At 65.0% G+C, this 21,638-nt stretch carries 19 protein-coding genes; 17 read left to right on the plus strand and 2 right to left on the minus strand.

The features are described from left to right. Positions 1–35 precede the first annotated feature (35 nt). From QP363_RS05480 to QP363_RS05510, 7 genes are all read left to right on the plus strand, one after another. Complete coding sequence (locus QP363_RS05480; RefSeq protein ID WP_284763245.1) at positions 36–1,115, plus strand: saccharopine dehydrogenase; 1,080 nt, start codon at positions 36–38, stop codon at positions 1,113–1,115. Beyond that, positions 1,112–2,155, plus strand: coding sequence for an ATP-binding cassette domain-containing protein (locus QP363_RS05485; protein ID WP_284763247.1), 1,044 nt, complete (start codon positions 1,112–1,114; stop codon positions 2,153–2,155). Before QP363_RS05480 ends, QP363_RS05485 begins: the two co-directional genes overlap by 4 nt. Next, positions 2,152–2,904 carry an ABC transporter permease gene (locus QP363_RS05490; protein ID WP_070525922.1) on the plus strand — a complete coding sequence of 251 codons (753 nt, stop codon included), beginning with the start codon at positions 2,152–2,154 and terminating at the stop codon, positions 2,902–2,904. Before QP363_RS05485 ends, QP363_RS05490 begins: the two co-directional genes overlap by 4 nt. Continuing rightward, complete coding sequence (locus QP363_RS05495; protein WP_284763251.1) at positions 2,901–3,638, plus strand: ABC transporter permease; 738 nt, start codon at positions 2,901–2,903, stop codon at positions 3,636–3,638. The genes QP363_RS05490 and QP363_RS05495 overlap by 4 nt, the downstream gene beginning before the upstream one ends. 106 nt (positions 3,639–3,744) lie before the next feature. Then, positions 3,745–4,428 carry a trans-aconitate 2-methyltransferase gene (locus QP363_RS05500; protein WP_070525917.1) on the plus strand — a complete coding sequence of 228 codons (684 nt, stop codon included), beginning with the start codon at positions 3,745–3,747 and terminating at the stop codon, positions 4,426–4,428. Beyond that, entirely contained in the window at positions 4,425–6,203 is a 1,779-nt protein-coding gene (locus QP363_RS05505; protein WP_143336117.1) for an ABC transporter ATP-binding protein, read from the plus strand. Before QP363_RS05500 ends, QP363_RS05505 begins: the two co-directional genes overlap by 4 nt. Beyond that, complete coding sequence (locus QP363_RS05510; protein WP_284763256.1) at positions 6,200–7,933, plus strand: ABC transporter ATP-binding protein; 1,734 nt, start codon at positions 6,200–6,202, stop codon at positions 7,931–7,933. The genes QP363_RS05505 and QP363_RS05510 overlap by 4 nt, the downstream gene beginning before the upstream one ends. Positions 7,934–7,950: 17 nt before the next feature. On the opposite strand, the gene QP363_RS05515 is transcribed toward QP363_RS05510, so the two are convergent. Together QP363_RS05515 and QP363_RS05520 are read right to left on the minus strand one after the other, a co-directional pair. Continuing rightward, positions 7,951–8,118, minus strand: a complete 168-nt coding sequence (locus QP363_RS05515; RefSeq protein WP_154736589.1) for a hypothetical protein — start codon at positions 8,116–8,118, stop codon at positions 7,951–7,953. Positions 8,119–8,127: 9 nt separating this feature from the next. Next, positions 8,128–8,298, minus strand: coding sequence for a hypothetical protein (locus QP363_RS05520; RefSeq protein ID WP_158013223.1), 171 nt, complete (start codon positions 8,296–8,298; stop codon positions 8,128–8,130). A gap of 706 nt (positions 8,299–9,004) precedes the next feature. Between QP363_RS05520 and QP363_RS05525 the strand changes: the two genes are divergently transcribed. The 10 genes from QP363_RS05525 (at position 9,005) to QP363_RS05570 (ending at position 21,473) form a co-directional block, all read left to right on the plus strand. Then, the gene (locus tag QP363_RS05525) at positions 9,005–9,196 is read left to right on the plus strand and encodes a hypothetical protein (RefSeq protein WP_284763260.1); all 192 of its coding nucleotides are present in this window, start codon (positions 9,005–9,007) and stop codon (positions 9,194–9,196) included. 118 nt (positions 9,197–9,314) lie between these two features. Beyond that, entirely contained in the window at positions 9,315–11,267 is a 1,953-nt protein-coding gene (locus tag QP363_RS05530) for a glycosyltransferase (protein WP_284763262.1), read from the plus strand. Further along, complete coding sequence (locus QP363_RS05535) at positions 11,257–11,784, plus strand: phosphatase PAP2 family protein (protein WP_070443283.1); 528 nt, start codon at positions 11,257–11,259, stop codon at positions 11,782–11,784. The genes QP363_RS05530 and QP363_RS05535 overlap by 11 nt, the downstream gene beginning before the upstream one ends. Next, a complete protein-coding gene (locus QP363_RS05540; protein ID WP_201828985.1) occupies positions 11,781–12,788 on the plus strand; it encodes a decaprenyl-phosphate phosphoribosyltransferase in 1,008 nt (335 codons plus the stop codon). The genes QP363_RS05535 and QP363_RS05540 overlap by 4 nt, the downstream gene beginning before the upstream one ends. 48 nt (positions 12,789–12,836) lie before the next feature. Next, positions 12,837–14,582, plus strand: coding sequence for a hypothetical protein (locus QP363_RS05545; RefSeq protein ID WP_284763265.1), 1,746 nt, complete (start codon positions 12,837–12,839; stop codon positions 14,580–14,582). A gap of 144 nt (positions 14,583–14,726) precedes the next feature. Further along, positions 14,727–15,758, plus strand: coding sequence for an alpha/beta hydrolase family protein (locus QP363_RS05550; protein WP_070443289.1), 1,032 nt, complete (start codon positions 14,727–14,729; stop codon positions 15,756–15,758). 220 nt (positions 15,759–15,978) lie between these two features. Continuing rightward, positions 15,979–17,973: an alpha/beta hydrolase-fold protein gene (locus tag QP363_RS05555; protein ID WP_070443291.1), complete on the plus strand. Its 1,995-nt coding sequence runs from the start codon at positions 15,979–15,981 to the stop codon at positions 17,971–17,973. Positions 17,974–17,981: 8 nt separating this feature from the next. Continuing rightward, positions 17,982–18,488, plus strand: a complete 507-nt coding sequence (locus QP363_RS05560; RefSeq protein ID WP_070443293.1) for a hypothetical protein — start codon at positions 17,982–17,984, stop codon at positions 18,486–18,488. A 54-nt stretch (positions 18,489–18,542) separates the two neighbouring features. Beyond that, positions 18,543–19,475: a cutinase family protein gene (locus QP363_RS05565; RefSeq protein ID WP_070644496.1), complete on the plus strand. Its 933-nt coding sequence runs from the start codon at positions 18,543–18,545 to the stop codon at positions 19,473–19,475. Positions 19,476–19,613: 138 nt separating this feature from the next. Next, positions 19,614–21,473 (plus strand): FadD32-like long-chain-fatty-acid--AMP ligase, encoded by a 1,860-nt coding sequence (locus QP363_RS05570; RefSeq protein ID WP_284763266.1) that lies wholly within the window; start codon positions 19,614–19,616, stop codon positions 21,471–21,473. Positions 21,474–21,638 lie beyond the last annotated feature (165 nt).

Raw genomic sequence — 21,638 nt, forward strand, 5'->3', positions numbered from 1 at the left:
CACCGGCATGGCGCCGACAACCGAAAGAGGTACCAGTGAACACGATCCGGACCATCAGCGACGTGCCTCGGGACAAGGCCGATGAGACGAAGAAGGGGATCACCTTCGTCGAGAGTCGGCGGGACGTCCTCGTCCCGTACGGCCGGGTCCATGCGGAGGCGGTGGCGGCTGCGACTCGGTTGGCCGAAGCCGGCATCGGCCCGTTCGAGGTGCATGCAGACTCACTCGCCCGTGCTTGCATCGACTCAGGCACCGGGTACATCGACGTCAACGATTCGATCGACGCCCGCCGCGCAATCATGGCCCTCGACGGGGATGCTCGGCGGGAGGGGGTTCCCGTGCTCACCGGGTTCGGCCTGTGCCCGGGCTTGTCGACGGCCCTGTTGATGCTCGGGGCCTGCGCTGCGGGGGCCGAAGAGGTCCGCGATGTGCGGGTCGATCTGCGAATTGGCGCCGACCAGGAATCCGGGGCCGCGTCGGTCGAGTCGATGTTCCGGACCATTCGCGGCGGATACCGCGCGATGCTCGGCGGCGCCATCGTCGAAGTGCGGCGCAACCTGGTGTCGTCGCAAAGCGGAATCGGCTACGAATGCCCGGACATCGACGTCGTACGCGGGGTGTGCCCCTCGATCCTCGGATTTTCCTACCACGTCGCCTTCGATGCTCTCCTCGATGAGTCGGTGGAGAAGATCCGCACGTCGAGACTGTACGCGATGCCCGTCGTCTCCGGTCTGCTCGCCCGTCTCGGGGCGGCCGTGACGTCGCGGAAGGCGCGGGCGAACGGCACTCCGCAACCCGCCGAGCTGGTCATCGCACTGTCCTCCGCCGGCGCGGGCGATGCGGGGTCGGCGGCCGAGACAACCGTCGTCCGGGCGACTGGCCCGGGTTCCTACAAAATGACCGCGGCTATTGCCGCCGCCACCGTTGCGTCGGTCGCGGGGAAGCCGGTCGCGCCGGGGTGCCGGGATCTCGTCAGCCACCCCCGGCTCCTCGAACCGGTCCTCGCCTTCGCCCGCGATGCGGGCATCCATATCGAGGTGCCGCATGACAACCCGACCACGGGGCCGCTGCCGACAGCGGCCCACTGCGATACCAAAGAAAAGGGGAAACGATGACGGATCAAGCTGAACGAGGTGCGGCGATCGTCGTCCGCGACCTCACGAAGAGCTACCCGATTGCGGACAATGCGGGCACCCCGCCCGAAGGCGGGGCAGGTGCCCCGCCGGACGGCGGGCGCAAGGGAAAGCGCGGCGCCCGGATGCGCAAGCATGTGCTCGACGGCGTGAGCTTCACCGTGCCCGCCGGGTCGATCGTGTCGTTCCTCGGCCACAACGGCGCAGGCAAGACCACCCTCATCCGAATCCTGTCGACGCTCATCACCGCAGACTCCGGCGAGGTGAGCATCTTCTCGCGCGATGTGAAAGAGGACCCGGCGGGCGTGCGCGCCGACATTGCCACCACCGGCCAATTCGCGGCGATCGACGAGAACCTTACCGGCCGGGAGAACCTGGAGTTCTTCGGGCGTCTGCGCGGACTCGACCGCGCCGACGCGGCCGCCCGCGCGACGGAACTGCTCGCGCAATTCTCGCTCGCAGACAGTGCCTCGACGCTGGCGTCGGCCTATTCAGGTGGCATGCGGCGCCGCCTCGACATCGCCGCGTCGCTGTGCGTCGTGCCCAGGCTGCTGTTCCTCGACGAACCCACGACGGGGCTGGACCCGGTCAGCCGCGAAGAGCTGTGGGGCTTCATCCGGCAACTGCGGGACGACGGAATGACCCTGGTGCTGACCACCCAGTACCTGGAAGAGGCGGAGGCACTGGCCGACCACGTCCATCTGCTCAAGGACCGCCGCATCGTCGCCAGCGGAACGCCGGAGGAATTGCGCCGCGACTTCGGGTCGCACGTGCTCCGCGTGTCCTTTGCCACCACCGCCGAGGCGGAGGCGTTCGCCCGCTGCCTCGGAGGAACGTGCCTGGACGGCGCCCGCGTCGCGGGGAAGTCGGTCTCCCTCGACGTCGACCCCGGACCGCAGGTCCTCGAGGCGGTGGCGCAGGCGATGGAGGCCTCGGAAGCGTTGCCGGATTCGCTGAGCGTGTCGCCGCCCACCCTCAACGAGGTATTCATATCGATGAACGCAGGGGGTGCGGCGCGATGAGTGCGACGTCGGTCGCGGCGTTCCTCCGTCGGGATCTGCTGCTGTTGCGACGCAACACCGCGTCGCTGATCTCCATGTTCGTCGTTCCTCCCCTCTTCCTGCTGTGCCTGTACGCGGTGTTTGGGTACTCGGCGGGGCAATCCGGCTTCGGGTACCTGCGTTTCGTGCTCGGCGGCTGCCTGTTCCAGGCGGCGATGTTCACCGCCGCGGCGTCGGCGATGGCGGTGGGACAGGACGTCGAATCCGGGCTCGTTGACCGCGTGCGCGTGTTGCCCGGGGCCACAGGCGGCTATGTCGCCGGCAGGCTCGCCACCGATGTGCTGCGGATGTCCGCGTCGATCGCGGCGCTGCTGGTCGTCGCGTGGTCCTGCAGCCTCGACATGGCTCTCGGTGACGTCGCGTGGACAGTCCTGTGGTCACTGCTCGCCGCCGCGGTCCTGTCCCTGGTCACGGACGGGGTGATCCTGATGGTGCCCGCCCCGGTGTCGACAGCCTCATCGATCCAGGCGCTGGAAATGCTGCTGCTCATGTTCTCCACCGCGTTCATTCCGGCGACCGCTTTGGACGGCTCCCTGCGCGACATCGTGCGCCACATGCCTTTTTCGCCGGTGATCGAGGTGATCAGGGCGGCGTCCCCGGGCACCTTCCCGGATCACGCCGGGGAAGAGGCCGCCCTGTGGCTCGGTGTCGCGGCGGTCGTCGGAATCGTCCTGTTCATCCGCCGGTTCACCTTGAGGAGCGAATCATGATCGACGCCATTTTCGTGCATCTGCGGCGCATCGTCCATACTTGGCTGCTGCGCCCTGACTTCTGGTTCATGACGTTCATTGCTCCGCTCGTGTACCTGTTCATCGTCAACCGCATGTTCGGTGGCCTGGTCAGGCAGCTCACCGGAGAGTTCGAATTCCCGAACGCGGTCATCCTGGTCGTGACGACGTGGGCGTTCATCTTGGCCATCACGGGATCGTCCACTGTGTTCGTTGAACGCAGCAATGGCCTCCACGAGCGGTTGATCACCATGCCGGCACCGTACGCGGCCGTGCCGACCGCACGGATCATCGCCGAGTTCATCCGGATCATGGCGATGACGGTCGTCGTCGCGGCGGTGGCCGCCTTGCTTTCCGACAGCCCCCCTGAGGTGTCCTGGTGGTGGAGGATCACGGTGACCGGCGCGATGGTTGCCGCGGCGGCCGCATGCACCGGCACGTACATCGCGTTCTCCATCACCAGCCCCCAGGGATCCGTGGCCCTCATCCCGTTAATCATCGTTGCGATGTTCGTCAACACGGTGCTCATGCCCGCCGACCACTTCCGTCCCCTCCTGCGCGGAATCGCCGGGCACACCCCCGTATCCGCGGCCGGCGAGGCCGTCAACGGCACCGGGGCTGCGGGTCTGGTGGTCTGCGCGGCCTGGTTCTTTGGTATCGCCGTGCTCGCGGCGTGGGGCATCGCCGTGAAAACGAGGCCGGGGGAGTCTGCATGACGGGCACGTCCACGGGGGCATCGCCGCCGACGACGGCCCGCGAATCCGAGCATCTAACCCGAAACCGCCGCGTGGACGCGGCCCACATACCCGGAGACAGAACCAGATGAAGTCGATCGCCCAGATCGTTCAGAACAACCGCAGGCTCCTCGCGGCCTACGAGGACAAGGTCCAGCCGAGGTTCCTAAGCCGCTATGCGCGCGAACCGATGGACGTCGCTGCCGTGTACCGGAAGCTCCGTGCGCTGGATCCCGGGCCGGATGCGCCGGCCCGGGTCCTCGACCTCGGTTGTGGAACCGGGTGGCTCGCCCGCACGCTCGCCGCTGAGTCTCGCTATCGCAGGGCGAACATCGTCGGCTACGACCTGTCGCCCAATGCGATCCGCATCGCCCGCGAACGCGCCGCCGCCGACGGGCTCGGGGCCCGGACGGAATTCCACGTTGCCGACATCCTCACGCCGCTCGCGGGAGAGCCCGGCGGGGCCTGTGAAATCTGGGTGTGTGGCGCGCTCCACCAAATGAAGGATGCGGGAGCCGCGCTCGGCAGGGTCTCCGGGCTGCTCGCCGACGGCGGCATCGCTTACGTGCAGACGTTCGTCGAGGATCCCGACGTGAACGAGCGGGTCGACATGGCCGTCATGGCGAAGATGGGCCACCGGGTGTTCCGGGGCAGCGAGCTCGAGGACCTCGCCGAAGCCAACGGGCTGAAGCTGGACGGAGCCTCACGCGCCGGCATGGTGTATTTCTGCACTCTCGCGAAGAAAAGCGCGATCGGGGAGGCGGGGAAGTGAGCGCCGTGGACGGGACCGTCGGCCCGTGGTCGCTGCTCGCCCCGATCCGGACCCGGATGCGTGCGGTGGTCGCGTTGTCCGTCCTGTCGTCGGTGGCTACCGTCGCTTCGCTGGTCGGCATCATCGACATCGCGATGACGTACCCGGAGGCCCCGGTGCATCGGACGTGGTTGGCCGTGGTTGTCATCGTCGTCGCCGCGACGGTGCGAATGGCTGCGGACGGCGCCGCCGGCATGCTCTCGCACCGGGCGGATAACGACCTGCAGCTCTACCTCCGGCGCCGGTTGGTTGCCCATATCCGGAAGCTGCCGCTGGGCTGGCTGGACGCCCGGCGCTCGTCGGGGATCATCGGGTCGGTTGAGAAGGACGTCGCGGCCGTCCACCAGCTCATGGGCCACACCGTCGGCGAGACCGTGGTGGCGGTGCTGGTTCCCCTGCTTTCCCTCATCGCGCTCGTCGCGGTCGATTGGCGGATCGCGGCGGTGGCGGTCGTCCCAGTGCTGGTCACCTTCGCCCTGATGGGCATGATGATTTCGCGCGGAGCCGATCTTCAGCGCGACTACGAGCGAGCCTCTGAAAAAGTGACGGCTGCGGTCATCGAGTTGGTGCGCGGCATCCCTGTGATGAAGTCCTTCGGACGCGCCAACCAGGGCGCGGGCCGCTACGATGCCGCGGCGTCGTCGTTCGTCCGCGCGTGGTCCGCCTGGTCCCGGCAGTCGAACATCTATCTCGGACTCATCGACGTGGTGACGTCCCCGATCACGGTCCTCGCAGTGGTGTGCGGCGCCGGCCTCGCTTTGAGGGACACCGCGGGCGGCAAACCCGAGGGTCTCGTCGCCGGGCTGGTTCTCGGCCTTGGACTCTCCGCGGCGATCGTGCGGGTGGCCATGAACTCCGAACCCATCATCGCGGGGCTCGCCGCTCTGAAGTCCATTGCGAAGGTGCTGAGCACGCCGCCGATCGCCGAGCCCGCCGATCCGGTGCCCGCGCGCGGGGGCGCGCTCGAGGTTCGGAACCTGGTCTTCTCCTACGGGGATGGGCCGCGGGTCCTCGACGGGATGTCCGCGACGTTCGAACCGGGGACCCTCACGGCGCTGGTGGGGTCCTCCGGTTCCGGAAAGTCCACCGTCGCCCGGCTGTTGGCACGTTTCCACGACCCTGTCGAAGGCTCGGTGCTGCTGGGCGGCGACGATCTTCGCGACATCGCCGTGCGCGACGTGCACCGTTCGGTGTCGGTGGTGTTCCAGGATCCGCAGTTGCTCACGCTGCCCTTGCGGGAGAACATCCGGCTGGCCAGGAGAGACGCCACCGACGGCGAAATCATGGCGGCCGCGAAGCTCGCGAACCTCGATACGGTCATCGCGGCGCTGCCGAAGGGCCTGGATTCGGTGGTCAACGTCGACGTGACCTTTTCCGGTGGTGAGGCGCAGCGCGTGGCCATCGCGAGGTCGATTGTCACGGACGCGCCGGTGCTCATCTTCGACGAGGCAACCGCTTACGCGGATCCGGCTTCCGAGGCCCTCATTCAGTCCGCAATCGAGCGTTTGGCTCGTTCGCGGACGGTGATCGTGATTGCGCACAGATTGAGCACGATCCGCAACGCCGACCGCATCCTTGTTCTCGATGGGGGAGCGGTCGCGGAGGCGGGCACCCACGACGAGTTGCTTGCGCGCGGTGGCCGCTACCGGGATCTGTGGCGCGCGTTCGCGCTCGACGACGAACCATCCGCCCCGCGGGGCACTGAAGCAGACGATGAAAAGGCAGGGAACCGATGATCCGGGACTTGTGGTCGATGACGGATCGGCGCTCGAAGATGACGCTGGCGTGGCTCATTGCGTTGGCCGCGCTTGCCGCGCTGGCACAGGGTGCGGCGTTCGTCGCGCTGCTGCCGCTGCTGTCGGCTCTGGCCGTGGGAGATGATGCGACGGCGTGGCGTTTCACCGGCGTCATCGCCGGCCTCGCGGCCGCCCATGCGGTGCTGTCCCTCGCCGCGGGGACGGTCGGCAGGGCGAATTCCGCAGCGGTGCTGTCGTCCCTGCTGCGTTCCCTGGGCGAACGCGTGCTGACGTTGCCACTCGGGTACGTCACCAAGTCCACGGCCGGCCGCTTTTCGGAGATGGCGTCTTCGGGCATGGCGTTCGCGGCGTCCGTGCCGCACGTGATCCTGAGGCCCGTCATCGCTGCTGTGGTTGCGCCGACCGTCATCGCTCTCGGAATTCTGGCGGTGGATTGGCGCGTCGGGTTGGTTCTCGTCGCGTCGGCGCCGGTGCTCTTCTTCGCCTACCGGGCCATTGGCCGGGTTGGCGGGGAGTCGGACGAAGCGCATGCTGACGCCGTCGCTGCCGTCTCCGGCAGGCTGATCGAGTTCACCCGCGGCCAGCAGGTGATTCGCGCCGCGGGCGACGGTTCGGCGGCGGACGCGATGGTGGATGAGGCGATCCAGGCCCAACACGATGCGTTCGCGAAGGCGACGTCGACGCAAGGCGCGGCCATCGGACGGTTGGGCTCGGTCGTCCATGCGGTGTTCACGGCGGCGGTGGTCGTCGCCGTGGCGGTCGCCGCGACGGGCGGGATGTCACCGGCGCATTTGGCGCCGATGCTCATTGTGGTCGTCCAGTTCACCGGACCGATCACCACGGCGGGAGCGTTGTCCGGCGGTTTCGGCGCGGGCCGCAACACGTTGGCTGCGCTGCGTGACCTGCGGGCGATCCCCGCCCTTCCCGAGCCTGCCGCACCGGAGCTGCCCGACGGGCATGACGTGGAGTTCCGCGGCGTGAGCTTCGGGTACGGGGATAAGAAGGTTCTCGACGGCGTCAGCTTCCGTGCACCTCAGGGAGCACTGGTTGCCGTAGTGGGACCGTCGGGGGCGGGCAAGACGACGGTCATGCGGCTGCTGTCGCGTTTTCATGATCCGGACTCGGGGGAGATCCTCATTGGCGGGGTGCCCTTGCCTCGGATCGGCACCGACGGCGTAAACTCGCTGGTGACCCCGGTGTTCCAGGAGACGTTCCTCTTCGACGCGTCCGTGCGGGACAACGTGGTCTTCGCCGACCCCGGATTCGGTTCCAGGCCCGGCGACGGAGACCGCTTGCGCGAGGCCGCCCGGCGATCCGGGGTGGACCGCATCGTGGAGCTGCTGCCTTCCGGGTGGGATAACCCGGTGGGGGAGGAGGGGACGCTGCTGTCGGGAGGCGAGCGGCAGCGCGTCGCCATCGCCCGGGCGCTTCTGAAGGATTCCCCGGTGGTGCTTTTCGACGAGCCAACGTCCTCGCTGGATGCGGCCACTGAGCGGGCGATTGTCGGCACGATGGAAGCGTTGCGCGGCGATCACACCGTGATCGTCGTCGCCCATCGCCTGCACACCGTCCGCGATGCCGACCTCATCGTCGTGCTTTCGGAGGACGGGACGGTCGCAGAACGGGGCACGCACGATGAATTGCTGGCGAAGGGCGGCCGCTACGCCGAGTCGTGGACGTGCCGGACGGGAGGCTCCCCGGGCGCCTGATCCTCGTCCGTCGAGGACTATCGCTCCGGTCCGGTACCGGTGCAGTGGTCCCGCCACGCCGTCCCGGTCAGCGGGTCCTCGACGATGCCCTGGGCGACAGGGGCGTAATTGAAGCCGTAGTGCTCGGTGCGGTGGGCGGGGCACACGTCTTGGACGGTGATGTTGGTGACGCCGGGTTCCCGCACGAAGGAGTTTTAGTGGGGGAGCACGGCATTGTCGTGCCGCGTGCCCAGGAAGGTGTACCGCACGCTCGGTCGAGTGATGTCGCCGATGGTCAGCTCATTCAGCAGCATGGAACCGGAGATCTGCTGTTCCCAGGCAAGCGCGTTCGTTTTGCCGGCGTTTCGGGAGTATCCGTGGCGCATCTCGGGGTGGACGTCAAAGCGATCGGCTGCGCTGTGCTCCCGGGGCCCGTGGTTCGAGGCACCGGTACCGATGAGCTGTTCGACGACCCGGTCCCGGGAATGAGGATGACGGGCAATTCACCGTCCCGGGGCGGCACCGGAAGTCGTTGGCGCCGGGGGCACCAGACCGGGCTTGGCCATGGACAGGGCCCGGGCGGCCGCGGGTGAGGTTTGCCGGCGGCCGGGCCACCGGTCGGGAAACCGCCGTCCGACAGCGACGAGGGGATTCTCGTCACCTCGTCGGGGGGGTGTTCCTATATAGGTTGTGAACTCCACGGGTGGGCTTGGGGCCTGACCCCCGGAGAGTAGACACGTCGGGGGGTCAGGCCCATCCTTGGTTCCTCATTGGGGCATGTGATGGCGGGGATTTCTCTGAAGGTTTCGTTTTCCCTTGCTGGCGTTCTTTTTGCAGCATTTCTTGTTTGTGCCGGCGTTTATCTCACTTGGGGAGCAGTTGGGAAGAGGTTCGCTAAAGTCGACTCTTTGAGCTGACTGAAATAGGAAGAAAGACACTCTGATCATGTGTTGCTATGAGGAGTATCCTTCTTATTGTACAGAGTTAATAGTTGTCAGTTAGCGAAAAATTAGTCAGTATTGTTCTCTACTTTCTCAATCTCCCTCCGATTCGACACTCTCTTGAGCCTCTGACAATTGCGACCACGAGTTCGTGACCATCGAGGTCGATTTCCTTTTGGCGCCGCACGAAGTCGGCAAGGACATCAAGATTTGGGATATCGCTACGGCAGAAACCGTAGAGGAGACCCGTGAACTGGCCGATGACCTCGGCGCCCGCGTGCTCTACATGCTCAACCGCCTGGGTATCGAGCCCATCTCGGAGGATGCTGCCCTCACGGCTTAACTCGCTTTTCGGTTCGCCTCCTGCCGTTTCGCCGCGTGGGAACTCAGCGCAGCAGTTCTTAAGCACTAATCTTGGTTTCTGAATACTGTCGAAACCTGTGTGGAGAACCGAAAATATCGTGACTGCCAACAAATCTGCTGCGTACGAACCCGTACAGCGCATCCTGCTGCCCAAGCGTGGCGAGCCGGTCGACGTCCGCATGCTCTACCTCATCGAGTCCGAGCAGAACCGCGAGCGCCTCAGCTGGAGCGGCCGCACCTCCGTGACCATCCCAGCCGGCGAGGAGGCCTCCTTCGAGACCTACTTCAACGCCTTCCCAGCCGCCTACTGGCGCCGCTGGTCCCAACTGAAGTCCATCGTGCTGGTGATGGACGTCGAGGGCGAGGCCAACATTTCCCTCTACCGTTCCAAGCAGGACGGCCAGCGCATCGCCGTGGCTAACCACGTGGTGACCACCGGCCACCACGAGTTTGAGCTGCCCCTGAAGAACTTCGAGGACGGCGGCCTGCTGTGGTTCGACGCCTCCGCCGTCAAGGACACCGTGCTTGCCGACGCCTCCTGGTGCGCCCCTCACGCCCCGAACCCGCAGCTCCTGCCGGACGGCAGCGAGTACCCGGCGCAGGAGAAGCGTGTTGCCGTGGGTATTCCGACTTTCAACCGCCCCACCGACGCCGTCGCGGCACTGCAGGCGCTGGCGGAGGACCCGGTGGTGGACGGCATCATCGACTACGTCCTCATGCCGGACCAGGGCAACCAGCACCCGGCGGACGAGCCGGGCTATGACGAGGCCGTGGCGCACTTCGGTGAGCGCTTCCGCGAGTTCCGCCAGGGCAACCTGGGCGGCTCGGGCGGCTACTCCCGCATCATGTTCGAGGCGCTGGAGAATACAGACTCGCCGTACATCCTTTACATGGACGATGACATCGCCATCGAGCCGGATTCCATCCTCCGTGCGGTCCAAGCAGCACGTTACGCAGCCAAGCCCTTCATCGTGGGCGGACAGATGCTCAACCTGCAGGAGCGCTCCCAGCTGCGTACCACCGGCGAGCGCGTCAACCGCGCCGACTTTATGTGGGGTGCGGCCGAGCACGCCGTCTACGACCACGACTTTGCCAAGTACCCGCTGCGCGCCATCGGTGACGCCCAGTCCCACCTCGACCCGAAGAAGTACGACTCCCGCGCGCTGCACCGCCGCGTCGACGTGGAATACAACGGCTGGTGGATGTGCCTCTTCCCGCGCGTCGTCGCGGAGAGCATCGGGCAGCCGCTGCCGCTGTTTATCAAGTGGGACGACACCGAGTACTCCCTGCGCGCCGCCGCCCACGGTTTCCCTACGGTGACCTGGCCGGGCGCTGCCATCTGGCACATGGCGTGGGCGGATAAGGACGATGCCATTGACTGGCAGGCCTACTTCCACCTGCGTAACCGCCTCATCGTGGCGGCGCTCTACCACGATGGCGATGCGCGCGGGATTACCAAATCCATCTTCAAGTCCACCCTCAAGCACACCATGTGCATGGAGTACTCCACCATGGCCATCCAGCTGGAGGCCATGAAGGACTTCCTGGCCGGCCCGGATCAGCTCTTCGACATCCTGGAGTCCTCGCTGCCGCGCATCGCCGCAATCCGTAAGGAATTCCCGGATGCTGTCATTATCGATTCGGCGGACCAACTACCCGCGCCCACCGGCGCGCCGGGCGTGCCGACCCGCAATGTCGGCGGCCGCCTGGGCAAGATCAAGAAGATCCCGTGGCTCATCAAGTCCGCCAAGCACCTGGTCACCAAGGAAGACCCGGCACACCATGAAGCGCCGCAGCTCAACCTCACCCCGGAGGAGGCCCGCTGGTTCACGCTCTCCCGCGTCGATTCCGCCACCGTCTCTACCGCGGGTGGCACCGGCGTGGCCTTCCGCAAGCGCGACCGCGAGCTGGCCCTCGAGCTGGTGAAGTCCACCCGCGAGCTGCTCAAGGAAATCGAGGATAACTTCGATGACCTGCGCGCCGAGTACCGCGCGGCCCTGCCGGCGCTGACCTCCCGCGAGTCCTGGCGAAAGGTCTTCGATGCCCAATAAGCTTTCTGTCGCCGAATCCCACGTCCTTGAAAAGATTCAGGACGCGGCCTTTGATGCCCCCGGCGTTCTGCCCACCGCGCGGGGTTTAAGCCACTTCGGCGAGCACGCCCTAGGGTGGCTGGCGCTCTCCGGCTTAGGTGTCGCCGTGAATTACCAGAATCCGGCGCGTCGCCGCCAGTGGCTAGCCGTCGGTGCGGGTGCTTTCACGGCGCACGCGGCCAGCGTTGTGATCAAGCGCATTGTGCGCCGCAAGCGCCCGGACTATGACTACGTCAAAGTCGGCGTGAAAACCCCGTCTAAGCTGTCTTTTCCGTCGTCCCACGCGACGTCGACAAGCGCGTTCCTCGTGGGTGCAGCGCACGTTCTAGGAACCCCGGCACCGCTCGTTGGTGTGCCGGTCATGATGGCCTCGCGTATGGTGCTCGGGGTACATTACCCATCCGATACGGCGATCGGTGCCCTGCTGGGAGCCGCCACCGCGGAAGCATGTCACCGCTATGAAAGGAAGACCGCATGAGCGAACGACCCAACCGCGTCGACGACGGCGAACAGAGAGTCTTCCACTCTGAGCCGCACACCTCCGGCATCGATACCGGCCGCAAGCGCAAGCCGCCGAAGAACCTCGCCGATGGCATGGTGAAGGCCCTGCGCCCCAAGCAGTGGGTCAAGAACGTTTTGGTCTTGGCCGCTCCTGCGGCTGCGGGCGCGGAGTCGCTGTTTCACACGCGCGTGCTTCTCGACGTCCTCCTCGCCTTCATCGTCTTCTGCATGGGCGCGTCCTCCATCTACCTCATCAACGATGCCCGCGATGTAGAGGCTGACCGCGCGCACCCGACGAAACGCTTCCGCCCAATCGCGGCCGGCGTGCTTCCGGTGGGCCTGGCCTATGTCATGGCGGCAGTGCTCATCATCGGTTCGATTGGCCTGTCCTTCCTGGCCACGGCGGGCCTGGAGCTCGCCATCGTCATGGCCATTTACATTGGCCTGCAGCTGGGCTACTGCTTCGGGTGGAAGCACATGCCGGTGATCGATATCGCCTTGGTGTCCTCCGGCTTCATGTTGCGTACCATGGCCGGCGGTGTGGCCGCGGGCATCGTGCTGTCGCAATGGTTCCTGCTGGTTGCCGCGTTCGGCTCCCTATTCATGGCCTCGGGCAAGCGCTACTCGGAGATCCTTCTAGCGCAGCGCACGGGCGCCAAGATCCGCAAATCCCTGGAGGGCTATACGCCTACCTACCTGCGCTTCGTGTGGACCCTAGCGGCCACCGCAGTTGTCATGTCCTACTCCCTGTGGGGATTCCAGCTCTCCAACGAGTCTGATGGCCCGGCCAGCGTGTGGTACCAAATCTCCATGGTGCCGTTTACCATCGCGATTCTGCGCTATGCCGCCGACGTGGACCGCGGCAACGGCGGTGCCCCGGACGAGATTGCCTTGGAGGACCGCGTCCTCCAGATCCTGGCCCTGCTGTGGCTGGCCTGCATCGCCATGGCTGTTTACATCATGCCGGTAATGGTGGGCTAGCCAGCGCCGATCGGGAACAGGGCAAGGCAAGTGCTAAACTCTCTCCTCATGCGAAAATCCGAATCACGTACCGCGGCGGCGCTCAGCGCGTTGGCCTCGGTCATCGTGATCGGAGTTTTCTCGTTGTGGGGTGGCTTCGCGCGCCGCTGGATTTCCGATGACGGCCTCATCGTCCTGCGTACCGTGCGCAACCTGGAGGAGGGCAACGGCCCCGTTTTCAACGTGGGTGAGCGCGTGGAGGCCAATACCTCGACGCTATGGCAGTACCTTATCCTGCTTGCCCGCTGGGTCACGAACGCCCCGCTGGAGTCCATCGCCGTCAACCTGGGATTGTTTCTGGCGGTCGCGGCCATGATGTTGGGGGCGTGGGCCACAGCCCGGGCCTTCTTCCGCTCGGGCCAGTTTTCTGCACCACTCGTGGCTCCCGCCGGCGCGCTGGTCTACCTCGCACTGCCTCCGGCCCGTGATTTCTTCACCTCCGGGCTGGAATGGGGACTGTCCATCTTCTACCTCGCCGCCCTCTGGGCGCTGCTGCAGCACTGGGCGCAATCCCGCACGAATACTAGTGCTTATTGGCTCGCGCTGTGGGCTGGTTTGGCCTGGCTCGTGCGCCCGGAGTTCGCGCTTTACGGCGGCCTTGCCGGCCTCCTGCTTTTGGCAGCGCACCGCAACTGGAAAGCCTGGCTCTGCATCCTCGGCGCGGCCCTGCCCATCCCCGCGGGTTACCAGTTCTTCCGCATGGGCTATTACGGCCTATTGACGCCGCACACGGCGGTGGCAAAGTCGGCGTCGTCAAGCGCGTGGGGCAGCGGCCTGAACTACCTGCAGGATTTTATAGGGCCTTATGCCCTGTACCTGCCCGTTCTCGTGCTGGCGGGTGCGGCGCTGTGGACCTTCCGCGCCCAGCTGCGCCCGGCAGCCCTGCGCAGTTCCACCACCGTGACCTACCTGATGGTCGGGGCCGCGGCGGTGCACGTGCTGTACGTGCTGCGCGTCGGCGGTGACTTCATGCATGGCCGCATGCTGCTGCTGCCGCTCTTCGCTGCGCTCCTCCCGGTTTTCGTGCTGCCGCTAAAGGAGCTGGTGTCCGCGCTTGCAGCAGTCTTCTGTGCGGTGTGGGCTGTCGTCATCGTGCTGCGCGGGCACCCGATGGACTGGGAGGCTTATGAGCAACCGCTGTCTATCGTGGACGAACGTGATTTCTGGACTTATGCCACCAACCGTGAGGCGGGCTACCCGCCGCGCTCGGCCAAAGACTACCTGGGGATGAAGTTCATGCGCGGCTACGAAGAGGCCGGCGAGAAACTGGTGGACGGAGATGCCCTGGCCACGATCTATGTGGAAGATGAGGAGAAGGACCTTCTCAATTGGCTCACCGTTCCGCGCGAGCCGGGTATGGATGAGCCGCCGACGGTGTATCTGGTGAACTTGGGCATGACGTCGATGAACGCGCCGCTCAATGTCCGAGTTCTCGACACTATCGGCTTGGCCACCCCGCTGGCGGCGCGCATGCCCCGTGAGGAAGGCGGGCGCGTGGGCCACGACAAGCACCTCGACGTGGAGTGGCAGGCTGCGCAGACGGGCGCGGACATCGAGTACCTCCCGCCGTGGTATGACAAGGACAAGACCCGCCAGGCGCGAGCGGCGCTGGCGACGCCAGAGGTGCAGGAGCTCATCGCTTCCTACAGCGAGCCCCTAACGCGGGAGCGCTTCCTCAAAAACCTGACCTTCTCACTGACCTCGGGCCGCACCCTCATGCTCTCCGATGAGCCCAGCGATTATCCTGTCCATTAGCTTGGTGTGAGCTGGGGAGCACCCCCATGGGTAGGCGAAAATTGCCAGGGTGCGTTACGCTACGAAAGATTCCTGTTATTGATCTGTAACTATCGCTGGCGTGTTGGCGATGTACTAGTGGCAGTAAAAACGTTAAGGAGAAACATGAGTTCACTAAGCTCCGGCCTGCGGACTCGGGTCCTCTCAGTGGTGGCAGCCATCGCTGTGGCTCTGGGCCTGGTCGTGACCGCGGGTACGCAAGAAGCATCCGCCGCTCACCGTGACTGGCTGCGTGGCGACGCCACCGGCGCCTGCGAATGGGATCGCGTCGGTTACTGGGTACAGCGCTGCGACGTGTGGTCCCAGGCCATGGGCCGCAACATCCCAGTGCAGATCCAGCCCGCTAAGAACGGCGGCAATGCGGGTCTTTACCTGCTCGATGGCCTGCGCGCTACCGATTTCACCAACGCATGGGTCAATGACGTCAACGCTGCGCGCAGTTATGTAGACCACAACATCACCCTGGTGATGCCGGTGGGCGGCGCGGGCTCCTTCTACGCGGACTGGAACGGTCCGGCTACCTACGATCTGGTCAAGCCGGTCAACTACCAGTGGGAGACCTTCCTGACGCAGGAGCTTCCGGCCTACCTTGAGGGCAACTTCGGCGTGGCCCGCAACAATAACTCCATCGCTGGCCTGTCCATGGGTGCTACCGCTGCGATTACCCTCGCGGGCAAGCACCCAGAGCAGTTCCGTCAGGCGCTGTCCTACTCCGGCTACCTCACCACGACCTTGCCGGGTGCCCAGACCTTCATGCGCCTGGCGCTTCTCGACGCCGGCGGCTTCAACATCAACGCCATGTACGGGTCCATCATCAACCCGAAGCGTTTCAGCAATGACCCCTTCAACCTGATCCCGGATTTGGCTGCGAACGGAACGGATGTCTACGTCTCCGCCGCCTCCGGCATCCCGGGGCCGCTGGATCAGCAGCGCTACCGTCCGGAACACATCGCGGCCGGCGTGGCGCTGGAGGGCTTTGCCAACGGCACCACCCGCCTGTGGGAGTTGAAGGCTCGCGCCATGGGTGTTCGCTTGCAGACGAATTACCCGGCCCAGGGCCTGCACAACTGGGAGCAGTTCGGCTACCAACTCGAGCGCTCCAAGCCGCAGGTGCTTAACGTTATGAACGCCTGGTAAGTACTTACTGTCTCGCCGCCGTGCTTAAGAGCACGGCGGCTTTTTCATTGGTTCGCTGGGCGTGTCCCCCTACCGAAAGTCTCAAGTTAAACTTAAACTTGAGAACACATTAGACCGCTCACCACGCGTGCGGCGGCGAGTTCCGCAGGAGGGGAACCTGCGGAGCCCGCTCGCGGCACCGCGTGCCCTCATCTCGATTTACCCCTACAAGGACTCTTCAATGCCGAACACTGCGTCAACTCAGCCCCGCCGGTCCGCCAAGGCGTCCGGCCTGCGTTCCCCGTCCGCAGCCCGCAAGGGCCTGACCATCGCCGCACTGCCCACCGCCGTGGCAGTGGGCTTTGCGCTGCTGCCAATCGCCAACGCGCAGTCGTCCAGCTCCTCCACCGAGGGCATTACTGATCTCCTAGGCAGCTCCAACCTTTCCGATTCCTTCGCTCCCTCTAATCCGCCGCAGCGTACCCCGGTAGATACCGAATACCCGGAGATTGAGGGCCTGCCGGAGGGCGTATCTGTTTCCCGCGTTGAGTACCTGACCAACCGCCACCTCATGGTCTACATCAAGTCCGCTGCCATGCCGGACAAGGAGCAGGTCGTACAGATCCAGCTCGCGCGTGACTGGTACTCCAGCCCGGACAAGACCTTCCCGGAGGTCTGGGCGCTGGACGGCCTGCGTGCCCGCGATGACGAGTCCGGCTGGACTATCGAGACCAACATCCTGTCCCAGTACGCCGACCGCAACGTCAACCTCATCATGCCGGTGGGCGGTGAGTCCTCCTTCTACTCTGACTGGCAGAAGGAGGACAACGGCACGCACTACATGTGGGAGACCTTCCTGATGCGGGAGCTTATCCCGATTCTGGAGAAGGGCTACCGTTCCAACGGCAAGCGCGCCGTTACCGGTATCTCCATGGGTGGTACCGCCGCCATGAACCTAGCTGAGCGGAACCCGTGGGCCTTCAAGTACGTTGGCTCCTTCTCGGGCTACCTCGATACCACCACCACGGGTATGCCGGAGGCTATTACCGCTGCCCAGGCTGATGCTGGCGGATTCACCTCCACCAACATGTGGGGTGACCTCTACTCCCAGGATTGGATTGACCACGATCCGAAGCTGGGCATCGAGAACCTCAAGGACATGAAGGTCTATGTCTCCGCTGGCAACGGCAAGGATGACTACGGCCAGCTCGGTTCGGTGGCCAAGGGCAAGGCCAACATGGCCGGCGTGGGTCTAGAGGCAATCTCGCGCATGTCCACCCAGACCTTCGTTGACTACGCCAAGCGCGCCGGTGTCGAGCCGGTCGTGAAGTTCCGCCCGACCGGCGTTCACAGCTGGGAGTACTGGCAGTTCGAGATGACCGAGGCCTGGCCTTACATCGCTGATTCCCTCGGCCTGGACAAGAGTGACCGCGGCGCTGACTGCACCCCGATCGGCGCTATTGCAGAGGCTACCAAGTCCGGCATTATCGGTGACTGCGTGAACAACGAGTATGACGTTGCCGATCGCGGCAAGGCCCAGGACTTCCAGGCCGGTACCGCTTACTGGTCCCCGGAGACCGGTGCCCACGCCGTCATTGGCCGCATTGGTGCGCGCTACTCCGAGCTCGGTGGCCCGACCTCTTGGCTGGGCTTCCCGAAGACCGGCGAGGAAAAGACCCCGGACGGCCGCGGCCGCTACGTCCACTTCGAGCACGGTTCCATCTACTGGACCCCGGAGACCGGCGCTTGGCCCATCTCGAAGGACCTCTTCGATGCCTGGGGCAAGAACGGCTTTGAGGGCGGCGACCTCAAGTACCCGGTGTCCGAGCCGCGCAAGGTTGGCGAGGGCGAGGTCCAGGACTTCGAGAACGGCGTGCTGACCCGCAACCCAGATGGCTCCACCCACATCGTGCACGGTGCCATCGGCGCGAAATACAAGGAGCTGAAGGCTGCCGAGTCCGAGCTGGGCTACCCGGTGGGCGAGGAGACGGCCGTCAACGGCGGCTTCTTCCAGGAATTCGAACACGGCAACATCTACTGGTCCATGGATTCCGGCGCGCACTACATCCTCAAGGGCAAGATTTTTGATGAGTGGGGCAAGCACGGCTGGGAGCAGGGTGAGTTTGGCTGGCCCACCAAGGACTACGCCTCCATTCCGGCAGGCGGACTGACTCAGTCCTTCCAGCACGGCGTCATTCGTGAGGTCATGGGCCAGGTCCAGGCGGATAAGAAGTAGGGACTGTCATGCGTCTTTTCTCTGCCCGACCCACCGCAGCAGCTGGTGCGGCGGTGCTGCTTGCGGCCGGCACCTTGCTGAGCGCTTGCGGTTCCGCCACCGTCGACGAGGGTGATGCCACCGAAACCTCCGTGGCTCCGCTGGAGCGCTCCTCGGTGGCGAGTGGTGAATCGTCGGCAAGCAAGGCATCCGAAAGCTCTGCATCCGCCTCGGCCGAGCGAACGCCAGGCGAGGAGCCGGAAGACCGTGGTGCGCGCGAGATCTCCGAAATCCCAACGCCCGCGCCCGCGCAAGGCCCGGACCAGGACTTCCTGGCTGCAGTGGCTGAGAAAGGTGTGAACATCGACGGCGTAGAAGACCAACTGGTGGGGGCTGCGCAAGCTTCCTGCCAGGGCGATGCCGTCACCGTGCCGGCTGTGGCCGGGCAGCTCATCGAGCAGGGTCGCACGGAACTCAGCCACGAGGACGTCGTCCAGCTCATCACCGAGCAGGGCAACAAGCTCTGCGCTCAGTAATGTGGCAGGGATTTTCCAGCCAATCCCGCGCCTTGTCAAGGTAGAAATTTCTTCATGCGTAAAACACTCACCGTCCTTGCCGTCGTTGTTCTCCTAGCCGTGATTGGCGGGGGAGCGGTCCACTTTCTCAATAGCAATGAGGAAGGAGAGCAAGGGAACCTGGCGGAGCCCGCCCCCTCCCAGGAGGAGGGGGACGCGAGCCCCGAGCAACCGGACTGGTGCCCGCGCGTGGAGTTTATCTCCGCTCCGGGAACGTGGGAATCCGCTGCGGACGATGATCCCATTAACCCAGGCGCGAACCCGAACTCCTTCATGCTGTCGATTACGAATCCTCTGAAGGAGGCCTACGTCCCCGAGGACGTCAAGGTGTGGACGCTGCCGTACACCGCGCAGTTTAAGAACATCAACGCGCAGCACGAGATGAGCTACGACGATTCCCGCAACGAGGGAACCTCGCGCCTAGAGGGCGAGTTGACCTACATGCACGAGACCTGCCCGAACACGAAATTCATCCTGAGCGGGTTTTCGCAGGGAGCGGTCATCGCGGGTGATGTGGCGGACCGGATTGGCGGCGGTAACGGTCCCGTGCCCGCAGAAAGCGTGGCGGGCGTAGCTCTCATTGCGGATGGGCGGCGCCAGGATGGCGTGGGCATTAACCCGGGCGCGCACGTCGGCGGTGTGGGCGCGGAGATTGCCCTGCAGCCGGTCTCGACGTTGATTCAGGGTATCGTCCCGGGTGCCACGATGCGCGGTGAGCGCGCCAATGGCTTCGGGGCGCTGGCGGACCGCACCTTCCAAATCTGTGCGCCGAATGACTCGATTTGTGATGCCCCGCTGGATGTCAGCAACGGGCTCGAACGCGCGCGTGATCTCATCGACGCCAACGGTGTTCATGCACTGTATGCCTACAATCCGGACGTCATCGAAGGCACCACGGCCAATCAGTGGGTCACGCAGTGGGCGAAGGACACCATCGACGCGCAGTAGTGCTTGGCGACGCCCCCGCACCCCACCTCCACCGCGTGCCATGTAACGCTCGGCACATCTCTTCTGATATTTTCAATGTCAAAAGTACGTGAAGTAGGGGTGCGTGCCCCTCTCAACCCTACGAAGGAGCTTTCCCACATGGACCTGAAAGCCTTGATCGGCCAGTTCTTCGACGAGAAGGGCAACATTGCCCTACCGCCTCACCTCACATTGGCGGGGCTCGCTGAACACGTCTATGCCGCGGAGCAGCAGGCGGGAATCCCGGATCGCCCGGTCATGCGCCAGTGGGTCTATACCGATAACCCGGAGGGCACCCCTCGTGATATCACCCGCTCCCAGGTCAATACCCGCATCAAGGCGGTGGCAGCGCGCCTGCAGCAGGTGGGCAAGATGGGGGATCGCGTGGCCATCCTGGCGGGCAACTCTCCCGAGTACATTTTCGGTTTCTTGGGCGCGATGTACGCGGGTATGACGCCGCTTCCGCTCTACGATCCGAACGAGCCTGGCCACACTGATCACCTGCGGGCAGTCTTCGGCGATGCCAACCCGTCGATCGTCCTGACCAACAACATTTCAGCTGCGGCTAACCGAGCTTATTTCGCGGACCGCCCGGCGTCTGAGCGCCCGCGCATCATTTCCATCGACTCCCTGCCGGATTCGCTGGCGCAGAGCTGGGTGAACCCGCTGGAGACCGAGGAGGGCAAGGCGGCCCTGGCCGCGTTGCAGACCGCGCCGGTGGACCACCCGGCCTTCCTGCAGTACACCTCCGGCTCCACCCGCACCCCGGCGGGCGTGCTGCTGACCAACCGCAACATCATGACCAACGTGCTGCAGATCTTCACCGCGGTGCAGATCAAGCTGCCGGCGCGCGTGGTGTCCTGGCTGCCGATGCACCACGATATGGGCATCATCCTGGCAACCTTCGTGACTATCTTGGGCCTCAACCTGGAAATCATGACGCCGCGTGACTTCGTACAGCAGCCCAAGCGCTGGATTGACCAGCTCAAGCGCCAGCCCATCGATGAGCAGCTGCAGGGGACCTATGCCGTGGTTCCCAATTTCGCCCTCGAGCTCGCCGCGCGCTACGGCGCGCCGGCAGAAGGTGAAACGCTGGACTTCAGCAATGTCGATGGCATCGTGATCGGATCGGAGCCGGTCACGGAGTCCGCAGTGAATTCCTTCTGGGAGACCTTCGGCAAGGAAGAGTTTGGCCTGCGCCGCGATGCCCTGCGCCCGTCCTATGGCATGGCGGAGGCCTCGTTGATTGTCACCACGCCGCAGACCCTGGAGCGCCCGCTCATTTCCCACTTCGACCGCGAGCGCTTGGCTCAGGGTGAGGCGGTCATCGTGGAGAAGTCCGCGGACTCCGTGGCCTATGCCTCCTGTGGCCAGAGCGTGGTGGCCCAGCACCTGACCATTGTGGACCCGGAGACCAAGGCCGAGCTGCCGGATGGCCGCGTGGGCGAAATCTGGCTCCACGGTGACAACCGCGCCGCCGGATACCTGGACCGTGCGGAGGAAACCACCTCGACCTTCCACAACTCGCTGGGGGAGCGCCTGAAAGAGGGATCCCGCGTGCCGAATGCTCCGGAGGATAACAACTGGTTGGCCACCGGTGACCTCGCGGCAATCGTGGATAACCAGCTCTACATCACCGGCCGCCTCAAGGACCTCATTGTGGTGGCTGGCCGCAACCACTACCCGCAGGACATCGAAGGCACCGTGCAGGAGGCCTCGGGCCACGTGCGCGCGGATTCCATCGCGGCCTTCTCCGTGGAGGGTGGCAGCACCGAGGAGCTCGTTCTGCTCATTGAGCGCGCCGACGGTGCCAACCCAGCGGATGACGCCGCCGCGTCCGAGGCAATCCGCTCCGCGGTCTCCGCGCACCACGGCGTGACGCCGGCCGCCATCCAGTGGTTCAACGCTAATGAGATTAAGCGCACCTCCTCGGGCAAGATTGCCCGCCGCGTGGCGAAGAAGAGCTACCTCGCTTCTTAGGCCCTTCCGAAACCACACCTTTTCGACCCCCGTTTCCGCGCAACCGCGGAGCGGGGGTTGCCGCTGCCTGTGGGTATGTCGGTTATGAAACCCAAGTTAACAAAGTGGGATAATCGTCCGATAACCCCTATAGACGCATCGATGTGCGCGCTTTTGTGCTGCGCA

It is taken from the genome of Corynebacterium sp. UMB6689, from assembly GCF_030215295.1.
Lineage (GTDB): Bacteria > Actinomycetota > Actinomycetes > Mycobacteriales > Mycobacteriaceae > Corynebacterium > Corynebacterium aurimucosum.

Bases quoted from the DNA above. Each gene is read 5' to 3' on its own strand.
- QP363_RS05485 (WP_284763247.1), top strand. From the start codon at position 1,112: ATGACGGATCAAGCTGAACGAGGTGCGGCGATCGTCGTCCGCGACCTC.
- QP363_RS05490 (WP_070525922.1), top strand. From the start codon at position 2,152: ATGAGTGCGACGTCGGTCGCGGCGTTCCTCCGTCGGGATCTGCTGCTG.
- QP363_RS05495 (WP_284763251.1), top strand. From the start codon at position 2,901: ATGATCGACGCCATTTTCGTGCATCTGCGGCGCATCGTCCATACTTGG.
- QP363_RS05500 (WP_070525917.1), top strand. From the start codon at position 3,745: ATGAAGTCGATCGCCCAGATCGTTCAGAACAACCGCAGGCTCCTCGCG.
- QP363_RS05510 (WP_284763256.1), top strand. From the start codon at position 6,200: ATGATCCGGGACTTGTGGTCGATGACGGATCGGCGCTCGAAGATGACG.
- QP363_RS05520 (WP_158013223.1), bottom strand. From the start codon at position 8,298: ATGCGCCACGGATACTCCCGAAACGCCGGCAAAACGAACGCGCTTGCC.
- QP363_RS05535 (WP_070443283.1), top strand. From the start codon at position 11,257: ATGCCCAATAAGCTTTCTGTCGCCGAATCCCACGTCCTTGAAAAGATT.
- QP363_RS05540 (WP_201828985.1), top strand. From the start codon at position 11,781: ATGAGCGAACGACCCAACCGCGTCGACGACGGCGAACAGAGAGTCTTC.
- QP363_RS05545 (WP_284763265.1), top strand. From the start codon at position 12,837: ATGCGAAAATCCGAATCACGTACCGCGGCGGCGCTCAGCGCGTTGGCC.
- QP363_RS05550 (WP_070443289.1), top strand. From the start codon at position 14,727: ATGAGTTCACTAAGCTCCGGCCTGCGGACTCGGGTCCTCTCAGTGGTG.
- QP363_RS05555 (WP_070443291.1), top strand. From the start codon at position 15,979: ATGCCGAACACTGCGTCAACTCAGCCCCGCCGGTCCGCCAAGGCGTCC.
- QP363_RS05560 (WP_070443293.1), top strand. From the start codon at position 17,982: ATGCGTCTTTTCTCTGCCCGACCCACCGCAGCAGCTGGTGCGGCGGTG.
- QP363_RS05565 (WP_070644496.1), top strand. From the start codon at position 18,543: ATGCGTAAAACACTCACCGTCCTTGCCGTCGTTGTTCTCCTAGCCGTG.
- QP363_RS05570 (WP_284763266.1), top strand. From the start codon at position 19,614: ATGGACCTGAAAGCCTTGATCGGCCAGTTCTTCGACGAGAAGGGCAAC.